The sequence below is a fragment of the Citrobacter sp. TBCP-5362 genome (assembly GCF_005406305.1).
Taxonomy (GTDB): domain Bacteria; phylum Pseudomonadota; class Gammaproteobacteria; order Enterobacterales; family Enterobacteriaceae; genus Citrobacter_B; species Citrobacter_B koseri.
This window is the reverse complement of sequence record NZ_CP040234.1, coordinates 4,158,512-4,177,294: the sequence shown is the minus strand read 5'-3', so window position 1 is coordinate 4,177,294 and position 18,783 is coordinate 4,158,512. Positions and strand designations below refer to the sequence as shown.

Here is an 18,783-nt window from a genome sequence, read left to right as displayed (position 1 = left end):
AAGCGATGTTGAACCTGTAGGCCCGATAAGCAGCGCGCCATCGGGCATTTCACGGTTAGGGTTATGAAGGCATTGCGATGGCCTGCTTCTCTTCGAGCAGTTTCTCGACCACGCCAGGATCGGCGAGAGTTGAGGTATCGCCCAGATTGCTGGTATCGCCCGCTGCGATTTTGCGCAAAATACGGCGCATGATTTTGCCGGAACGCGTTTTCGGCAGTGAGTCTGTCCAGTGCAGCACGTCCGGTGTTGCCAGCGGGCCAATTTCTTTACGTACCCAGTTGCGTACTTCGGTATACAGCTCCGGCGACGGATCTTCGCCGTGATTCAGCGTGACATAGGCGTAGATGGCCTGGCCTTTGATGTTGTGCGGAATACCGACCACCGCGGCTTCGGCAATCTTCGGATGCGACACCAGCGCGGATTCAATCTCCGCCGTGCCCAGACGATGGCCGGAAACGTTCAGTACGTCATCGACGCGCCCGGTGATCCAGTAGTAACCATCTTCATCACGACGCGCGCCGTCGCCGCTGAAATACATGTTTTTGAAGGTAGAGAAGTAGGTCTGCTCAAAACGCTCGTGATCGCCGAACAGGGTACGCGCCTGACCCGGCCAGGAGTCGGTAATCACCAGATTGCCTTCGGTCGCCCCTTCCTGCGGGTGGCCTTCGTTATCCACCAGCGCGGGCTGCACGCCAAAGAACGGACGCGTGGCGGAACCGGCTTTCAGTTCAGTCGCGCCGGGCAGCGGCGTGATCATGAATCCACCGGTTTCGGTCTGCCACCAGGTGTCCACTACCGGGCATTTTTCGTTACCGATCTTCTTCCAGTACCATTCCCACGCTTCCGGGTTGATCGGTTCGCCGACGGAACCGAGGATGCGCAGCGAAGAGCGATCGGTGCCTTCAATCGCCTTATCGCCTTCCGCCATCAGAGCGCGAATAGCGGTTGGGGCGGTGTAGAGAATAGTAACCTGGTGCTTATCCACCACCTGCGCCATCCGCGCAGGCGTCGGCCAGTTTGGCACGCCTTCAAACATCAGGGTGGTTGCGCCGCAGGCCAGCGGCCCATACAGCAGGTAGCTGTGCCCGGTCACCCAGCCTACGTCTGCGGTACACCAGTAGATATCGTCCGGGTGATAGTCAAAGACATACTTAAAGGTGGTGGCGGCATAGACCAGATAGCCGCCGGTGGTATGCAGCACGCCTTTTGGCTTGCCGGTTGAACCGGAGGTGTAGAGGATAAACAGCGGATCTTCCGCATTCATCTCTTCCGGCTGATGGTCAGCGCTGGATTTCTCAATCACGTCGCTCCACCACAGATCGCGGCCTTCATGCCAGTCGACTTTCCCGCCAGTACGTTTTAAAACCACCACATGTTCAACGCTGTTCACATTCGGGTTTTTCAGCGCATCATCGACGTTCTTTTTCAGCGGGATGCCGCGTCCGGCACGCACGCCTTCATCGGCGGTGATCACCAGACGTGAGCTGGAGTCGATGATTCGCCCGGCAACCGCTTCCGGCGAGAAGCCGCCGAAGATCACCGAATGCACCGCGCCAATGCGCGCGCAGGCCAGCATCGCCACCGCCGCTTCCGGCACCATCGGCATATAAATAGCCACGACGTCGCCTTTCTTAATGCCCAGCTCCAGCAGCGTATTGGCGAAACGACAAACATCGCGATGCAATTCGCGATATGAAATGTGTTTGCTCTGGGTGGCGTCATCGCCTTCCCAGATGATGGCGGTACGGTCGCCGTTTTCTTGCAGATGGCGGTCAAGGCAGTTTGCCGCCAGGTTCAGCGTGCCATCTTCATACCATTTAATCGACACGTTGCCGGGCGCAAAGGAGGTGTTCTTCACTTTTTTATACGGTGTAATCCAGTCGAGAATCTTTCCCTGTTCACCCCAAAAGGTATCTGGCTCGTTAATAGATTGTTGATATTTCGCCTCATACTGCTCCGGGTTTATCAGGCAACGATCCGCAATGTTTGCGGGAATAGCGTGTTTATGTATTTGGCTCATGGCTTTTGTTCTCCTTGTAAGATGTTAATAATATGTCTCACAAAAGTTAAATGTAGGGGCTTTGGCAGTTTTGTTTAGTATTTGCGCGGCAGATCACGCAATAACGGAACTGTGCAAATAAACGGCAAAGTGATTTTTGAAGGAATCTCGCAAAAATGGATTAATACCCGCGATAACATGCAGTTACAGGCGAGTTGTTGAAAAAGTGATCCGCGTCGAATGCTAACGAAAGGAGTAGGTTTAAGGAGGGTGGTATAACTCTAAAGTGGTATTTTACATGCACTTACAATTGATTAAAGACAACATTTTTAATGGGGTTTTTTGTTACACATAGAGGGGAGCAATGTCATGACAGTATTCGTGCGGTTGCTGTTGTGGAAAAACAAAATAAAGAACCGCCATTGAAGGCAATGGCGCAATCTGGATGAGACCTCTATGGCAAGGACAATATTACGCGCACGCCGTTTCTTCAGCCTGATATTACCGTTTTTTTTCATTTCCTCTGTATACGCTGAACAAACGTCCGTTCCCGCAAAGACCGTCACCGTTGAAGCGAAGAATGAAACCTTCGCCCCTCAGCATCCCGATCAATATCTCTCATGGAAAGCGACGTCAGAACAGTCAACGCGTGAAGATGCGCTGGCAGAAGACCCGCGTCTGGTGATCCTGTGGGCGGGATACCCCTTCTCGCGTGACTACAATAAGCCGCGCGGGCACGCTTATGCGGTTACCGATGTGCGTGAAACCCTGCGTACCGGCGCACCGAAAAATGCCGAAGATGGCCCATTGCCGATGGCCTGCTGGAGCTGTAAAAGCCCGGATGTGGCGCGTCTGATCCAGAAAGATGGCGAAGACGGCTACTTCCACGGTAAATGGGCGCGCGGCGGCCCGGAAATCGTCAATGCCCTGGGCTGCGCCGACTGCCATAACACCGCCTCAGACGATTTCGCCAAAGGCAAACCAGCGTTAACGCTCTCCCGTCCTTATGCCGAGCGCGCGATGGAAACCATCGGCAAACCGTTTGATAAAGCCAGCCGTTTTGACCAGCAATCTATGGTGTGCGGGCAGTGCCATGTGGAGTACTACTTTGACGGTAAAAACAAAGCCGTCAAATTCCCGTGGGATGAGGGAACAAAAGTCGAGGATATGGAGAAATATTACGACGCCATCGCCTTCTCTGACTGGACAAACCCGCTGTCGAAAACGCCAATGCTGAAAGCGCAGCACCCGGAATATGAAACCTGGAGCGTGGGCATTCACGGCAAGAACAACGTGACCTGTATTGATTGTCACATGCCGAAAGTGCAGAACGCCGAAGGCAAACTCTACACCGACCATAAGATTGGCAACCCGTTTGATAACTTCGCCCAGACCTGCGCCAACTGCCACACCCAGGATAAAGCCTCCCTGCAAAAAGTGGTTGCTGAGCGTAAACAGGCGATTCATGACCTGAAAATCAAGGTTGAAGATCAGTTAGTACACGCGCATTTCGAAGCGAAAGCAGCGTGGGATGCGGGCGCGACAGAAGCGGAAATGAAACCGATTCTGGACGATATTCGTCATGCGCAGTGGCGCTGGGATCTGGCGATTGCCTCGCACGGCATCCATATGCATGCCCCGGATGAAGGTCTGCGTATGCTGGGCGGCGCGATGGATAAAGCGGCGGATGCCCGTACCAAACTGGTGCGTCTGCTGGGCAGTAAAGGCATCACTCATGAAATCCCGCTGCCGGATATCTCCACCAAAGAGAAAGCCCAGAAAGCGATTGGTTTGAACATGCAGCAAATCAACGCCGAGAAGCAGGACTTCATCAAGACGGTGATTCCGCAATGGGAAGATCAGGCGCGTAAAAACGGTCTGTTAAGCCAATAACCCCACATTCCGCCTCGTAAGAGGCGGATAACTCAACGGAGTGAATATGAGCGTATTACGTTCGTTATTAACTGCTGGGGTGCTGGCGTCAGGTCTGTTCTGGAGCCTGTGTGGGATAACCGCTACCCCAACGCCGCAGGACTCAGAGCAACGCTGGACGGTCACCCAGCAGCGTAATCCAGATGCTGCTTGTCTGGATTGCCACAAGCCGGATACCGAGGGTATGCACGGTAAGCACGCTTCTGTCGTTAACCCGAACAACAAGCTGCCGGTTACGTGCACCAACTGTCACGGTCAGCCATCGCCTAAACACCGCGAAGGGGTGAAAGATGTGATGCGCTTTAACGACCCGATGTATACGGTAGAGCAGCAGAACAGCGTCTGTATGTCCTGCCACCTGCCTGAGCAGCTGCAAAAAGCGTTCTGGCCGCATGATGTCCATGTGACCAAAGTGGCGTGCGCCAGCTGTCACTCGCTGCATCCACAGCAAGATACGATGCAGACGCTCAATGAGAAAGGACGGATTAAGATTTGCGTCGATTGCCACAGCGATCAGCGTACCAATCCGCACTTTAACCCGGCGTCCGTTCCCTTGCTTAAGGAGCATCCATGAGTTGCTCTCGTCGCCAGTTTATCACCCGCGTCGGCGCGCTGGTGGCGGTCAGCGGAACAGCAGGACGCGTGGTGGCGAAAACGTTGAATATCAACGGCGTGCGTTACGGCATGGTGCATGATGAGTCATTATGCATCGGCTGTACCGCCTGTATGGATGCCTGTCGGGAAGTGAACCAGGTGCCGGAGGGCGTGTCGCGTCTGACGATTATCCGCAGCGAGCCGCAGGGGACGTTTCCTGACGTGAAGTATCAATTCTTCCGTCATTCGTGCCAGCACTGCGATCATGCGCCCTGCGTCGATGTTTGCCCGACCGGGGCCTCATTCCGCGATGCCGCCAGCGGTATCGTCGATGTGAACCCGGATCTGTGCGTCGGCTGCCAGTATTGCATTGCGGCGTGTCCTTATCGCGTACGCTTTATCCATCCGGTCAGCAAGACGGCGGATAAGTGCGATTTCTGCCGGAAAACCAACCTGAAAGCGGGTAAGTTGCCCGCCTGCGTCGAGTCCTGCCCGACAAAGGCGCTGACGTTTGGCAACCTGGACGATCCCAACAGCGATATCTCTCGTCTGCTGCGGCAGAAAACCACCTACCGCTACAAGCTGGCGCTGGGTACGAAACCGAAGGTCTACCGCGTTCCCTTTAAATTTGGGGAGGTGAGCCAATGACGCACACTTCTGCTTTCCATTTTGAATCGCTGGTGTGGGACTGGCCCATCGCCATCTATCTGTTTCTGATTGGTATTTCTGCCGGGTTAGTGACGCTGGCTATTTTGCTGCGCCGCATTCACCCGGAAGCGGGCGGGGCGGACAGCACGCTGCTGCGTACGACGCTGGTGGTGGGGCCGGGGGCAATTATTCTTGGCCTGCTGATCCTGATCTTTCACCTGACGCGCCCGTGGACCTTCTGGAAACTGATGTTCCACTACAGCTTCACGTCGGTGATGTCGATGGGTGTCATGCTGTTCCAGCTCTATATGGTGGTGCTGGTTCTGTGGCTGGCGAAAATCTTTGAAAAAGAGGTGCTTGCCCTGCAACAGCGCTGGTTGCCGCGTCTGGGGATGGTGCAAAAAGCGTTGACGTTGCTGACGCCGTTCCATCGCCTGCTTGAGACGGTAATGCTGGTGCTGGCGGTACTGCTGGGGGCGTATACCGGCTTCCTGCTGTCGGCGCTGAAGTCCTATCCGTTCCTTAATAACCCGATCCTGCCGGTGCTGTTCCTGTTCTCGGGGATCTCTTCCGGGGCGGCGGTGGCGCTGATTGCGATGGCCTTGCGTCATCGCAGCAATCCGCACAGCACTGAAGCGCATTTTGTGCATCGCATGGAAACGCCGGTCGTCTGGCTGGAAATCTTCCTGCTGGCGGCGTTCTTCGTTGGGCTGGCGTTGGGCGATGACGGTAAAATGCGCGCGCTGACTGCGGCGCTGGGCGGCGGATTCTGGACATGGTGGTTCTGGCTTGGCGTCGCGGGGCTGGGGCTGATTGTGCCAATGCTGCTGAAGCCCTGGGCGAATCGCGGTTCGACGTTTCACGGCGTGCTGGCGGTATGCGGCGCCAGCCTGACCGGTGTCCTGCTGCTGCGCTTTTTCATTCTTTATGCGGGACAGCTAACGGTCGCGTGAGCTTAGGCAGGGTGATCTCTGGACGTATTCCTTCCTGAAGCCGGTTTTCTGGCATTATTACTGAGTCTTGGGGTCAACGTGTTGACCCCACTTGCCACGCTGGTGGGGTTGCGCCAGCGCTGGCAGGGCATCAGACGTCTGGCGATAATCGGCGTCCTGGCGCAATTCGCGCTGTTATTACTGGCGTTCGCTATTCTGGTTTTCTGTTTTCTTACCAGCGATTTTTCGGTTGTCTACGTTGCACAGCATAGCTACAGCCTGCTGCCGTGGGGATTAAAACTGGCGGCGGTGTGGGGCGGTCATGAAGGATCGCTGCTGCTGTGGGTGCTGTTCCTTTCCGGCTGGAGCGCGCTGTTCGCCTGGCGGTGCAAAGGCGAGCGCGATGCGCTCTTTCCGCTAACGCTCTGTATTCTGTCGATGATGACCGCCCTGCTGCTGCTGTTTGTCGTGGTCTGGTCGGACCCGTTCGTGCGTATCTTTCCGCCCGCGATTGAGGGACGCGATCTCAATCCGATGCTGCAACACCTGGGGCTGATTCTCCATCCACCGCTGCTTTATCTGGGCTATGGCGGCCTGATGGTCGCAGCGGGCGTTGCGCTGGCGTCATTGCTGCGCGGCGGCTTTAGCGCGGCCACCGCCTGGGTCTGCTGGCGCTGGGCGCTCCCCGGCTGGTGCGCGCTGACGCTGGGCATCATTCTCGGGTCGTGGTGGGCGTACTGCGAACTGGGCTGGGGCGGCTGGTGGTTCTGGGACCCGGTGGAAAACGCTTCTTTATTACCCTGGCTTTCCGCCAGCGCGCTACTGCACAGCCTGTTCGTTTCCCGCCAGCGCGGCATCTTCCGCCACTGGTCTTTGCTGCTGGCGATTCTGACGCTGATTTTATCCCTGCTGGGCACGCTGATTGTGCGCTCCGGCATTCTGGTTTCTGTCCATGCCTTTGCGCTGGATAACGTGCGTGCGGTGCCGCTGTTCGCGCTGTTTACCGTGTTGAGCCTGGCGTCGCTCGGGTTGTACGCGTGGCGAGGCCAGCAAGTCCGCCAGAATGCGCGTTTTGGCAGTTGGTCGCGTGAGATGATGATTCTGGCCGCGCTGCTGCTTTTTAGCGCCGTGCTGCTGATTGTGCTTATCGGGACGCTCTATCCGATGATTTACGGCCTGTTCGGCTGGGGGCGACTCTCCGTCGGCGCGCCCTATTTTAATCGCGCCACGCTGCCGTTTGGGCTGCTGATGATGTTAGTTATTGTACTGGCGACAATCAGAAGCCGGAAAGTGTCTGTGCGTTGTCAGCTTCCGGCGCTGCTGGCGCACACCGGCGTATTGGTTGTCGCCGCCGGGATTATTTTCTCCAGCGGCAGTCGGCACGAAATCAGCCTTAATCTGCGCCCCGGAGAGCAGGTGGAACTGGCAGGCTACACGTTTCGTTTTGAACGTCTCGATCTGGAGGCGAAAGGCAATTACACCACTGAGAAAGCGCAGATCGCCATTGAGCAGGATAAACGGCACATCGGGCGCGTCACGCCAGAGCGGCGTTTTTACGCGGCGCGCCGTCAGCAGATGATGGAGCCGGGGATTCGCTGGAATCTGCTGCATGACTGGTATGCGGTAATGGGCGAAAAAACCGGGCAGGATCGCTATGCCATGCGCCTGTATGTCCAGACCGGCGTGCGCTGGATCTGGGGCGGAGGGCTGTTGATGATTGCAGGCGCGGCGCTCAGCGGCTGGCGTGGGAGGAAGCGTGATGAGTAAATTAATCAACGCGTTGTCGGATGGCGGCGTACGGGGTGCGCAACACATTGTAGGCCAGATAAGCGCAGCGCCATCCGGCAGAATAGGTTTACTCTTGGCTATCATTTTGTTTTTCATCACCTTCGCAACGCATGCCCAGGTTGTGGACACCTGGCGCTTTGAAAACGCGCAACAGCAGGAAAAATCACTATTTATTGCCAGCCAGCTGCGCTGCCCGCAGTGCCAGAATCAAAACTTGCTGGAATCCAACGCGCCGGTAGCGGTCAGTATGCGCCATCAGGTCTATACCATGGTGGCGGAAGGTAAAAGCGAAGAGGAAATCACCGCCTGGATGACCGAACGCTACGGTGAGTTCGTCCTCTACAACCCGGCGCTAACCGGGCAAACGTTGCTGCTGTGGGCGCTGCCTTTCCTGCTGTTGCTGCTGGTGGGCGTGGCGCTGTGGCGAGTGATAGCGCGTCAGCGTAAAGAGGAGGGGCGTGAATGAGTCTGCATCAGGTGAGCGTACTGCTGCTGCGTCACAGCCAGCGCCAGGCGCAGCAGGCGCTGGCGGGTCAGGACACGGCGCCGCTACAACAGGAATTGCATCATGATTTGGCGGAGCCTGTGGCTTCGGACGCGCCGTCGCGCCCGCTGCCGGTGAAAGCGCTGCTGGCCGTTGCGATCGTCATGGTGATGGCTTGCGTCGGCGGCTATCTGGCGTCGTCAAAATGGCAGGCCGTTCGCCAGGAGCAGCAGCGTCTGGCCGATCCGCTGCGGGCGTTTACCGATGAACCGACGGCGGAAAAGCAGTTGCTGACGTTGCAGGCGGCGATTCGCGCAAACCCGCAGGACAGCGCGCAGTGGGCGACGCTGGGCGAGTACTACCTCTGGCGTAATGCCTATGACAATGCTCTGCTGGCGTATCAGCAGGCGCTGCGCCTGCGGGGAGAGAACGCGGAGATCTATTCGGCGCTGGCGACGGTGCGCTATTACCAGTCCGGGCAGCATATGACGCCGGAAACGCGTGAAATGATCGATAAAGCGCTGGCGCTTGATGCTTCGGAAGTCACCGCGTTAATGCTGCTGGCCGCTGATGCGTTTATGCAGGCTGATTATGTGCAGGCCATCGCATTCTGGCAAAAATTACTGGATTTAAACTCGCCAAGGGTTAATCGCGTGCAACTCATTGACGCTATTAATATGGCGAAGTTGTTGCAGAATCGTCAGAAATAATTTTGTTTTTTTGTGATTTGTGTCGTTTTTGCTGTTTAAAAAGTAAGCGAATGAACGGTGGCGTTAAAATAATTCCAGAAAGGTATTATTCGTTTTTGAGGAAATAAAAATCTTTCCATAACAAATAGTTATTCATGATGATCGCGATAAACTCGCGTTATTATGCATAAAATCAGTTAGATGCCCTGTTCTGAAAGGGTTGCGCAGTATGCCATGCAAATGGTACTGATTATGCGCGTTAAAAAACTCCACAAACGAACGCAACACAATTCATACCCTTTCAGTATGTACTGTTCTCATCCTTTTTTGAATGCAGAACGGCGCTTCATTGAGGAAGTCTGTTGTTATGAAAAACTTGAAAATCAGCCTGGCCTGGCAGATTTTGCTGGCCATGGTGCTGGGTATTCTTCTGGGCAGTTATCTGCATTATCACAGCGACAGCCGCGAATGGCTGGTTGCCAACCTGCTGTCACCGGCGGGCGATATCTTTATCCATCTGATCAAAATGATCGTCGTTCCGATTGTTATCTCCACCCTGATTGTCGGTATTGCCGGTGTCGGCGATGCGAAACAGTTAGGGCGTATCGGTGCCAAAACCATTATCTATTTCGAAGTGATCACGACCGTCGCCATTATCCTCGGTATTACACTGGCGAACGTGTTTCAACCCGGTTCCGGGATTGATATGTCGCAACTGGCGACCGTGGATATTTCGAAATACCAAAGCACGACGGCGGAAGTACAAAGCCATGCGCACGGTTTGATGGGCACGATTTTGTCACTGGTTCCGACCAATATTGTCGCGTCGATGGCGAAGGGCGACATGCTGCCGATTATCTTCTTCTCGGTGCTGTTTGGCCTGGGTCTGTCTTCCCTGCCTGCGACTCACCGTGAACCGCTGGTCACCGTGTTCCGCTCCATCTCAGAAACCATGTTTAAAGTGACCCACATGGTGATGCGTTACGCGCCGGTCGGGGTGTTTGCGCTGATCGCTGTTACCGTGGCGAACTTTGGTTTTGCGTCGCTGTGGCCGCTGGCGAAACTGGTGCTGCTGGTACACTTCGCGATTCTGTTCTTCGCGCTGGTGGTGTTGGGCATCGTGGCGCGTCTGTGCGGTCTGAGCGTCTGGATTCTGATTCGTATCCTGAAAGATGAACTGATTCTGGCTTATTCCACTGCCAGCTCTGAGAGCGTGCTGCCGCGCATTATCGAGAAGATGGAGGCCTATGGCGCTCCGGCGTCGATCACCAGCTTTGTGGTGCCGACCGGGTACTCCTTCAACCTTGATGGCTCAACGCTGTACCAGAGTATCGCGGCGATCTTTATCGCACAGCTGTACGGTATCGACCTGTCGCTGTGGCAGGAAATCATACTGGTGCTGACGCTGATGGTCACCTCGAAAGGGATTGCGGGCGTGCCGGGCGTTTCCTTCGTGGTGCTGCTGGCGACGCTGGGTAGCGTGGGCATTCCGCTGGAAGGGCTGGCGTTTATCGCCGGTGTTGACCGTATCCTCGATATGGCGCGTACCGCGCTGAACGTGGTGGGTAATGCGCTGGCGGTGCTGGTTATCGCCAAGTGGGAACACAAGTTTGACCGTAAGAAAGCGCTGGCGTATGAGCGCGAGGTATTGGGCAAATTTGATAAGACCGCGAATCAGTAATTCATGACAGATTGCCGGATGGCGCTACGCTTATCCGGCCTACGGGAAGCTGTGGTCTGTAGGCCGGATAAGGCGCTTGCGCCGCCATCCGGCAATATTACATTCACCCGTTGGTTAACTTATCAAACTCTTCGCAGCCGGTATCAAACCCTTCCGTACAGCTCAGATTCAACCAGTGCAGCGCCTTCTGTTTATTCTTCTCAATAAAGCCCTGTTCGCCGTTTAAGAACAACATTCCGGCCCAGTATTCGGAGTAGCCGGTACGGGAAATGGCGGAACTGCGTTTGAAATACCAGGTCGCCTTATCGTCATCGGCAGGAATGCCCACGCCGTTGGCATAAATCAGCCCGAGCAGCATCTGCGCATCGGCGGCAGAATCGCTCTCCAGGTTTTCTGAGGCGTTTTGCAACAGTGAAATAGCTTTTGGATAGTCAGGCGTCCCCGCCTGGGTGTTGACCAGAATGCGCGCCAGAGTGATTTCTCCGGCTTTGCTGCCCGCTTGTGCCGCTTTTTCGGCCAGCGTTTTAGCCTGCGGATAATCCAGACTGACGGGGTTGGTGATTTTGATTTGCGCCAGCAATGCGCAGGCATCCGCATCACCGTTGTCTGCGGCTTTTTGCGCCCAGTATTCGGCCTTGCTGAGATCGCCGGAACTGAACCAGGTATCGGCAAGGAAATACTGTGCGCGTCGGTCTCCGCCCTCCGCCGCCTTCAGATACTGGCTGCCAGGCTCAGTATCGGTGGCATGGGCAAAGAATGTCATTAAGAACATCAATGCAAGAAGTGGTTTCATTTTGAGTTTTATTTAGGGTACGGAGTAGACAGTATAAAGAGATCGTATGGATAAAAAAACAGCCTCCGGCGGAGGCTGTTGCAAGGAAAATGTCTGATGGCGATGCTCACGCATCTTATCAGGCCGACAGTGGAAACAGGTCGTAGGCCGGATAAGGCATTCTCATGCCGCCATTCGGCAGATTACCCCATTGCGCTTTCGCGCAGACGGGTTTTCAACTTGCTGTATTCATCAATCACATACTGCTCGGCGGCGCGCTGATCGGCGATCGGCTCGACGCGCACGGCGCAGTACTTGTACTCCGGCGTTTTGGTAATCGGGCTTAAGTTCTCCGTCACCAGCTCGTTACAGGCGCCAATCCACCACTGGTAGGTCATGTAAATCGCCCCTTTGTTCGGACGATCGCTGACCTGCGCACGGGTGATAATTTTGCCTTTACGTGAATGAACCCAGACCAGCGCTTCATCTTCAATGCCCAGACGCGCGGCGTCGGCCGTGTTGATTTGCGCATAGCCAGGCTCATCCGCCAGCGCCGCCAGCGCGGCACAGTTCCCGGTCATCGAGCGACACGAGTAGTGGCCGACTTCACGCACCGTAGACAGCACCATTGGGTACTCTTCGGTGAGTTTGTCGATCGGCGCGACCCAGTCGCAGGTGAAGAACTGCGCCAGACCGTTCGGGGTGTCGAATTTCTCTTTGAAGAGATAAGACGTCCCCTGATCGGCATCCGACGTGTCGCGGCAAGGCCACTGAATGAAGCCCAGCTCGCCCATCTTCTCGTAAGTCGCCCCATAGAAATCCGGGCACAGATGACGCAACTCATCCCAGATCTCCTGGGTGTTGTTGTAGTGCATCGGGTAGCCCATACGGGTGGCGATTTCACTGATGATTTGCCAGTCCGTTTTCAGATCCCACTTCGGTTCAACGGCTTTAAAGAAGCGCTGGAAACCACGGTCAGCAGCGGTAAACACCCCTTCATGCTCGCCCCACGACGTAGACGGTAAAATAACATCCGCCGCCGACGCGGTTTTGGTCATAAAGATGTCCTGCACGATGACCAGTTCCAGGTCTTCAAACCCTTTGCGCACCGCAGAGAGTTCCGCATCGGTTTGCAGCGGATCTTCACCCATAATGTACGCCGCGCGAACTTCGCCATGCGCAGCACGGTGTGGCAGTTCGCTGATGCGATAGCCGGTATGCGCTGGCAGGCTTTCCACGCCCCAGGCTTTGGCGAATTTTTCGCGGTTAGCCGGGTCTTTCACGTACTGATAGCCCGGATAGGTATCCGGCAGCGCGCCCATGTCGCATGCACCCTGAACGTTGTTCTGGCCGCGAACCGGGTTTACGCCCACGCTTGGCTTACCGAGGTTGCCGGTCAGCATGGCGAGACTGGTCAGTGAACGCACGGTTTCCACGCCCTGATAGAACTGGGTCACGCCCATGCCCCACAGGATTGCGGCGCTTTTCGCTTCGGCGTACATACGCGCCGCCTTGCGAATATCGTGCGCGCTCACGCCGGTGATATCCTCAACGGATTCCGGCGTGTAGCCTTCGACAATCTTACGGTACTCTTCAAAGCCTTCAGTACGGGAGGCGACGAACGCCTGGTCGTACAGATTTTCTTCAATAATGACATGACCCATAGCGTTGAGCAGCGCGATATTCGAGCCGTTTCTCAACGCGATGTGGATGTCGGCAATGCGCGCGGTTTCAATTTTACGCGGATCGCAGACGATAATTTTCGCGCCGTTGCGTTTAGCGTTAATCACATGATTCGCCACGATAGGGTGAGAATCCGCCGGGTTATACCCGAAGATGAACACTAAATCGGTGTTATCAATTTCGTTAATCGCATTACTCATTGCGCCGTTACCGACCGACTGGTGCAGACCTGCAACCGATGGGCCGTGTCAGACGCGAGCGCAGCAGTCAACGTTATTGGTACCAATAACGGCGCGCGCGAATTTTTGCATTACATAGTTGGTTTCGTTACCTGTGCCGCGAGACGAACCGGTCGTCTGGATGGCGTCCGGGCCATACTTCGCTTTGATGGCGCTCAGGCGATCGGCGACGTAGTTCAGCGCTTCATCCCAGGAAACGGATTCCAGTTTGCCGCCACGCTGGCGACGAATCATAGGGGTTTTCAGGCGCGGGGTCAGGATCTGGGTATCGTTAATAAAATCCCAGCCATAGTAGCCCTTCAGACACAGAGTACCCTGATTGGTTTTCCCCTGCGCCGCCTCTGCCCGGACGATTTTGCCGTTATCGACCACCAGGTTGATTTTGCAACCTGATGCGCAATACGGGCAAACCGTGACGACTTTTTTCATCGGTCTCGCTCCAGTTAATCAAATCGCGCATACGCGCTGTCGGCCTCATTATGCATCTTTTATGCCATGTTTTTATTGGGGTCTTTCCCTGATATTACGGGTAAAATTTGGTCAAAACCCTGACGAAAAACAGGCTGTCGTCAGTTTTGACGTGACGAACAGGAAAAGCAGTGACGGCCCGGCAGTGTGACCAGGGTTATGTTTCCTGCATCTCCTGCTGCGCAATATCTGTCACTCCGGGCAGAATCAATCACACTCATCTGTAGGGGATGTGAAATGGGGAAGGGTGATGAAACCAGCCATACTGGTCGTGGATGATGACGCGGCGGTCTGCGCATTGTTGCAGGATGTCCTGAACGAGCACGTTTTTGCGGTGACGGTCTGCCATACCGGGCAGGCTGCGCTGGCGTGCGTCGAAACCCAGCCGGAGATTGCGCTGGTGTTGCTGGATATGATGCTGCCCGACACGAACGGTTTGATGGTGTTGCAGCAGGTACAGAAGATCAGGCCTACGCTGCCGGTGGTGATGCTCACGGGGCTGGGGAGCGAGTCGGATGTGGTGGTCGGGCTGGAGATGGGCGCTGATGATTACATCAGCAAACCGTTTAACCCGCGCGTGGTAGTGGCGCGGATGAAAGCCGTACTCCGTCGGGTTGGCGTGCTGATCGCCGAAGGCGGAAGCGTGCAGACGTCCGGCCTCTCTTTCAATGGCTGGCATCTGGATACCGCGCGCTGTCAGTTGCACAATCCGCAGCAGCAGGCGGTGGATCTCACCCAGGGGGAATACAGTTTGCTGCTGGCGCTGGCGCAAAACGCCCGTCGGGTGCTCAGCCGTGAGCAGTTGCTGGAATTAACGCATAGCGACAGCGTTGAGGTGTTTGATCGCACCATTGACGTGTTGATTATGCGTCTGCGCCGCAAAATTGAAATCAATCCGCATCAGCCGACGTTGATCAAAACCCTGCGCGGCCTTGGGTATGTTTTTGCCGCCGATGTGCAGCACCACGATAAAGCCGCGTAATCAGGCGCAGTTGCCGGATGGCGGCGTAAACGCCTTATCCGGCCTACGGAGGCAACGGCCGGATGGCGGCGTAAATGCCTTATCCGGCCTACGGAGGCAACGGCCGGATGGCGGCGTAAATGCCTTATCCGGCCTACGGGGTGGCGGGGTATTTGTAGGCCTGATAAGCGCAGCGCCATCAGGCGTACTGGCTACAAAAGCGTTCGCAACTCCTCAAGCGTTTTCGCGCCATCAATCGCATTGGCGCACAGCAGGCTGACCCGCGCGCAGGCGTGCGCCAGCTTAATGCTCTCGGCCAGCGGCCATACTTCGTGGCAGCCATACAAAAAACCGGCGCAGAACGCATCTCCCGCGCCAACGCTACCGACAATCTCCCTCTGCTCCAGCTTTTGCGATGGTATCCAGACGCCAGGCTGATCCGGCGTTTCGCCCCAGGCGCCTTCCGGGCAATGAATCACCACCCGCTGGCGGACGCCTGCATCCAGCAATTCGCGGGCGGCTGCGGCGATGTGCGGAATATGCGGTTCGCCGTTGGGCTGGCGGATCTCCAGGCCGCTGAACTCCCCGGCCTCCAGCTCGTTGATCACCAGATAATCCAGATGGCGTAGCGCGGGCAAAACCAGCGGCTGATAGCGCGGATCGCCTTTGCGAGACACCAGATCCAGCGAAGTCTCAAAGCCCTCCTCATGCATCTGCGCCATCAGCCGTGCGCTGCGGGTGCCGTAGTCATCATCCGGCATATCCAGACTGTCGAGCAGCAGCAGATAGCCCAGGTGGAAAATCTTCATCGAGGCATCAAGCTCATCGAACGCGGGCAGATCCAACAGACGGTTAGCGCCGGGGGAGTGGAAAAAGGTGCGCTGCCCGCTGGGATCGGTCATCACCTGCGACATCGACGTGGGGGCAAACGTGGTGCGCTGGACATGCTGGCGATTGACGTGATACTGCTCCAGCATCGCCATAATGTAGTCTCCGTCGGCGTCCTGGCCGATTAATCCCACAGCCTGCAACGGCAGTCCGGTGTGCATCTTTGCCAGCGTCAGCAGGACATTAAGCGGCGCGCCGCCCGTCGAACGTTCGCTATGGGTGATCTCCGCCAGCCAGCCGCGCTCCGGCCACTGTACGATTTGGTGCACATGGTCGACCAGCATATTGCCCGCCGCGATAATGCCTTTACGTTCCATCAGATCTGCCCCGCGCTGCCAAAAATGCGCATCTGTTCCGATACCGTATCGGTAATCGCTTCTTCAATGCCCAGCAGCAGTTCGGCGAACTCATCATACAGCGGCTGGCGGTTAGTCATCCGTGATTCCACCGCCGCCAGCGCAGCCTGCGACATACCGGTGTAGAAATTGATTTTGTGAATGCCCAGCGTAATGGCGCGACGAAAATCCTCATCGCTGATGCCGGAACCGCCGTGCAGCACCAGCGGTAGCGCCGTTTGCTGGCGAATGGCGTCCAGACGTGGGAAATCGAGTTTGGGCTCGCCTTTATATTTGCCGTGAGCGTTGCCGATGGCGACGGCCAGGGCATCAATACCGGTGCGGTCAACAAAATCGCGCGCCAGCTGCGGATCGGTAAACAGCGATTCGTCGGCATGACCATACAGCGCACCGCCCTCATCGCCGCCAACCGCGCCAAGTTCCGCCTCTACCGACACGCCAACGGCGTGGCACATCTTCACCACTTCCCGGGTCTGGCGGATGTTTTCCTCATACTCCAGCGTGGAACCATCAAACATTACCGAGCTGAAGCCCAGACGTAACGCCCGCACCACGGATTCAAAATGCAGCCCGTGGTCGAGGTTAAGCACCACCGGAATATCGTGTCGGGCGGCTTCGAATTTTACCGCTTCGACCAGCGAGTCCAGCGAAACATACTTAAAATGGACTTCGGCAATGTTAATGATAAACGGCGAGCGTTCCTGCCTGGCGGCGGCGAACAGCGCGCGTAAAAAATGGGAATCCAGAACGTTAAACGCCCCCAGCGCATAGCGATGCTTGCGGGCATGGTCGAGTCCATCGGCAAGAGAAATCAACGGCATAATGTGCTCCTTGTTCAGCAGAACAGGCGGTACTCGTTACACAACACCAGTTGCGCCGGTTCATCTTCTTCAATGTCGTTATAGCGGGCGATCGGCTGGAGAAAATGGTTGTCATGGTCATCGTCATTGACGGAAGAAACTTCGCCGACCAGCACGTCGCCAAACCCTTTTTCCGCCCAGAAGCTGTGATACAGGCCCGGCGTCAGGCAAATGCTTTCTCCTGGCGAAAGGCGCAGCTGGCTGCCTGCCGCATGGGTCTGTCGACAGCCGTCTATCACAATGGTGACGTCGGTATTGTCGGTCTGGTCCCGGGAGTCGGCGTTCCACAGCTCAACGATTAAATTACCGCCGCCGCGATTGATAATGTCTTCACGCTTGCGCCAGTGGAAATGCATCGGCGTAACCTGCGCGTCGCGCACATGCATGATTTTTTCCGCGTAGCATTTCTCATAAGGCATACCTTTGGGCGAGCCGTTGCGCAGGGTAAACAGCGTCAGTCCCTGAGCGGCAAAATCTGTCCCGCCGAACGCGGTAACATCCCAGCCGAGCCTGAGATCGAATACTTCGCTCCAGGCGGCATCAAGCTGACGCCATTGCGATGGGGCAAAGCTGGCGAAAGGCGGCAGGTGGACGTCATGCATGGAAAAGAATTGCCGCGTGTGGCCGAGAATTTCGTTTATTTCGGAGCGTTTCATTGAAAGAATTCTCCTTATTGTGATGTAGCCTTGTAGGCCAGATAAGGCATTTTTGCCGCCATCCGGCATGAGTTTACTGCCTGATGGCGCTGCGCTTATCGGGCCTACGCAGAGGCCGCTTTCCGTTATTTCACCGTCCAGCCCTTGTAGCTGCCGATGTTGTTTTTATCGATCATCGTCACCGGAATCAGTACAGGTTCACCAGGCGCCGGTTTGCCCTGTAGAATGTCATAGCCGATCTCCACCGCTTTTGCCGCCATCACCTGCGGATCTTGTGCGGGGGTCGCTACAAACAGGGAATTTTCACGCTTCAGCGCCTCTTCGCCATCGGGCGAACCATCCACACCGACGATAAAGAACTCATTGCGCTGTGCCTGTTTTGCCGCCAGATCGGCGCCGATCGCCGTCGGATCGTTGATCGCAAATACGCCGTCGATCTTCGGATTCGCAGCCAGCAGGGCGGTCATCACTTCCAGCCCGCCTTCGCGACTGCCTTTGGCATTCTGGTTCCAGGAGAGCACCTTGATATCCGGGTGGCGTTTGAACTCGGTCTGGCAGCCCTCGACACGGTTCTGCACGGCGGAAACCGGCGGCCCGTTGATGATCACCACATTGCCTTTGCCTTTCAGACGATCGGTAATGTATTTACAGGCCATTTCGCCCGCCTGGGTGTTATCAGAGGTGATGGTGGCGTCTGCGCCTTCGGCAGCCACGTCAACCGCGACCACCACGATCCCGGCGTCTTTCGCCCGTTTCACCGCCGGGCCGATCCCTTTTGAATCTGCGGCGTTAAGGATGATCATATCCACCTTCGCGGCAATAAAGTTGTCGATCTGCGAAACCTGCTGACCCAGATCGTAGCCGCTGGAGACCAGCGTCACTTTTACGCCATCACCGGCCAGTTTGCGTGCTTCCAGCTCCGCCCCTTTTGTTATCTGCACGAAGAACGGGTTGGCAAGATCGCCCACCGTCACGCCGATGGATTTCAGTTCTTTGGCCTGTACAAACGGCGATGCGGCCAGTAACGCGCCAGCACAGAGCGCGGTCACTAATGGTTTCAAACGCATACTCTTTTCCTCACGTAGGGTATTGTTGTTATAAGCCTGATGGCGCTGCGCTTATCCGGCCTGCGAACGGGCAGGCCTGCGCCGCC

At 56.2% G+C, this 18,783-nt stretch carries 14 protein-coding genes and 2 pseudogenes; 8 read left to right on the top strand and 8 right to left on the bottom strand.

From position 1 onward, the window contains the following. Nucleotides 1-61: 61 nt before the first annotated feature. Nucleotides 62-2,020 carry an acetate--CoA ligase gene (gene acs / locus FD428_RS19870; RefSeq protein WP_012134587.1) on the bottom strand — a complete coding sequence of 653 codons (1,959 nt, stop codon included), beginning with the start codon at nt 2,018-2,020 and terminating at the stop codon, nt 62-64. A 435-nt stretch (nt 2,021-2,455) separates the two neighbouring features. On the opposite strand from acs, the gene nrfA reads away from it, so the two are divergent. The 7 genes and pseudogenes from nrfA to gltP all read left to right on the top strand — a co-directional run bounded on the left by nrfA (nt 2,456) and on the right by gltP (nt 10,747). Beyond that, nucleotides 2,456-3,892: an ammonia-forming nitrite reductase cytochrome c552 subunit gene (gene nrfA, locus FD428_RS19865; protein ID WP_012134584.1), complete on the top strand. Its 1,437-nt coding sequence runs from the start codon at nt 2,456-2,458 to the stop codon at nt 3,890-3,892. Between the two features lie 46 nt (nt 3,893-3,938). Next, on the top strand, nt 3,939-4,505 hold the full coding sequence (gene nrfB, locus FD428_RS19860) for a cytochrome c nitrite reductase pentaheme subunit (protein ID WP_024130827.1): 567 nt from the start codon (nt 3,939-3,941) through the stop codon (nt 4,503-4,505). Beyond that, on the top strand, nt 4,502-5,173 hold the full coding sequence (gene nrfC, locus FD428_RS19855) for a cytochrome c nitrite reductase Fe-S protein (protein WP_012134582.1): 672 nt from the start codon (nt 4,502-4,504) through the stop codon (nt 5,171-5,173). Before nrfB ends, nrfC begins: the two co-directional genes overlap by 4 nt. Beyond that, the gene (gene nrfD, locus FD428_RS19850) at nt 5,170-6,126 is read left to right on the top strand and encodes a cytochrome c nitrite reductase subunit NrfD (protein WP_114848697.1); all 957 of its coding nucleotides are present in this window, start codon (nt 5,170-5,172) and stop codon (nt 6,124-6,126) included. The genes nrfC and nrfD overlap by 4 nt, the downstream gene beginning before the upstream one ends. Before the next feature lie 18 nt (nt 6,127-6,144). Next, nucleotides 6,145-8,359, top strand: a pseudogene (gene nrfF, locus FD428_RS19845) (heme lyase NrfEFG subunit NrfF). Then, nucleotides 8,356-9,087 (top strand): heme lyase NrfEFG subunit NrfG, encoded by a 732-nt coding sequence (nrfG, locus tag FD428_RS19835; protein ID WP_371417113.1) that lies wholly within the window; start codon nt 8,356-8,358, stop codon nt 9,085-9,087. The pseudogene nrfF and the gene nrfG overlap by 4 nt, the downstream one beginning before the upstream one ends. A 346-nt stretch (nt 9,088-9,433) precedes the next feature. Continuing rightward, entirely contained in the window at nt 9,434-10,747 is a 1,314-nt protein-coding gene (gene gltP / locus FD428_RS19830; RefSeq protein WP_024130825.1) for a glutamate/aspartate:proton symporter GltP, read from the top strand. Nucleotides 10,748-10,850: 103 nt separating this feature from the next. Here gltP and yjcO read toward each other — a convergent pair whose 3' ends face one another. Continuing rightward, nucleotides 10,851-11,540, bottom strand: coding sequence for a Sel1 family TPR-like repeat protein YjcO (gene yjcO, locus FD428_RS19825; RefSeq protein ID WP_012134575.1), 690 nt, complete (start codon nt 11,538-11,540; stop codon nt 10,851-10,853). 182 nt (nt 11,541-11,722) lie between these two features. Continuing rightward, nucleotides 11,723-13,870: a formate dehydrogenase subunit alpha gene (gene fdhF, locus FD428_RS19820; protein ID WP_077956844.1), complete on the bottom strand. Its 2,148-nt coding sequence runs from the start codon at nt 13,868-13,870 to the stop codon at nt 11,723-11,725. A gap of 289 nt (nt 13,871-14,159) precedes the next feature. Here fdhF and FD428_RS19815 point away from each other — a divergent pair, with 289 nt between their 5' ends. Beyond that, a complete protein-coding gene (locus tag FD428_RS19815) occupies nt 14,160-14,891 on the top strand; it encodes a response regulator transcription factor (protein WP_012134571.1) in 732 nt (243 codons plus the stop codon). Here FD428_RS19815 and FD428_RS21970 read toward each other — a convergent pair. The 5 genes and pseudogenes from FD428_RS21970 to FD428_RS19795 all read right to left on the bottom strand — a co-directional run. Beyond that, a pseudogene (locus FD428_RS21970) lies at nt 14,892-15,074 on the bottom strand (hypothetical protein); the annotation flags it as partial. Nucleotides 15,075-15,082: 8 nt separating this feature from the next. Next, a complete protein-coding gene (locus tag FD428_RS19810; RefSeq protein WP_096753815.1) occupies nt 15,083-16,078 on the bottom strand; it encodes a carbohydrate kinase family protein in 996 nt (331 codons plus the stop codon). Then, the gene (locus FD428_RS19805) at nt 16,075-16,935 is read right to left on the bottom strand and encodes a ketose 1,6-bisphosphate aldolase (protein WP_012134569.1); all 861 of its coding nucleotides are present in this window, start codon (nt 16,933-16,935) and stop codon (nt 16,075-16,077) included. The genes FD428_RS19810 and FD428_RS19805 overlap by 4 nt, the downstream gene beginning before the upstream one ends. A gap of 14 nt (nt 16,936-16,949) precedes the next feature. After that, a complete protein-coding gene (locus FD428_RS19800; RefSeq protein WP_024130824.1) occupies nt 16,950-17,630 on the bottom strand; it encodes a D-lyxose/D-mannose family sugar isomerase in 681 nt (226 codons plus the stop codon). Between the two features lie 125 nt (nt 17,631-17,755). After that, a complete protein-coding gene (locus FD428_RS19795) occupies nt 17,756-18,697 on the bottom strand; it encodes an ABC transporter substrate-binding protein (protein ID WP_012134567.1) in 942 nt (313 codons plus the stop codon). Between the last annotated feature and the right edge of the window lie 86 nt (nt 18,698-18,783).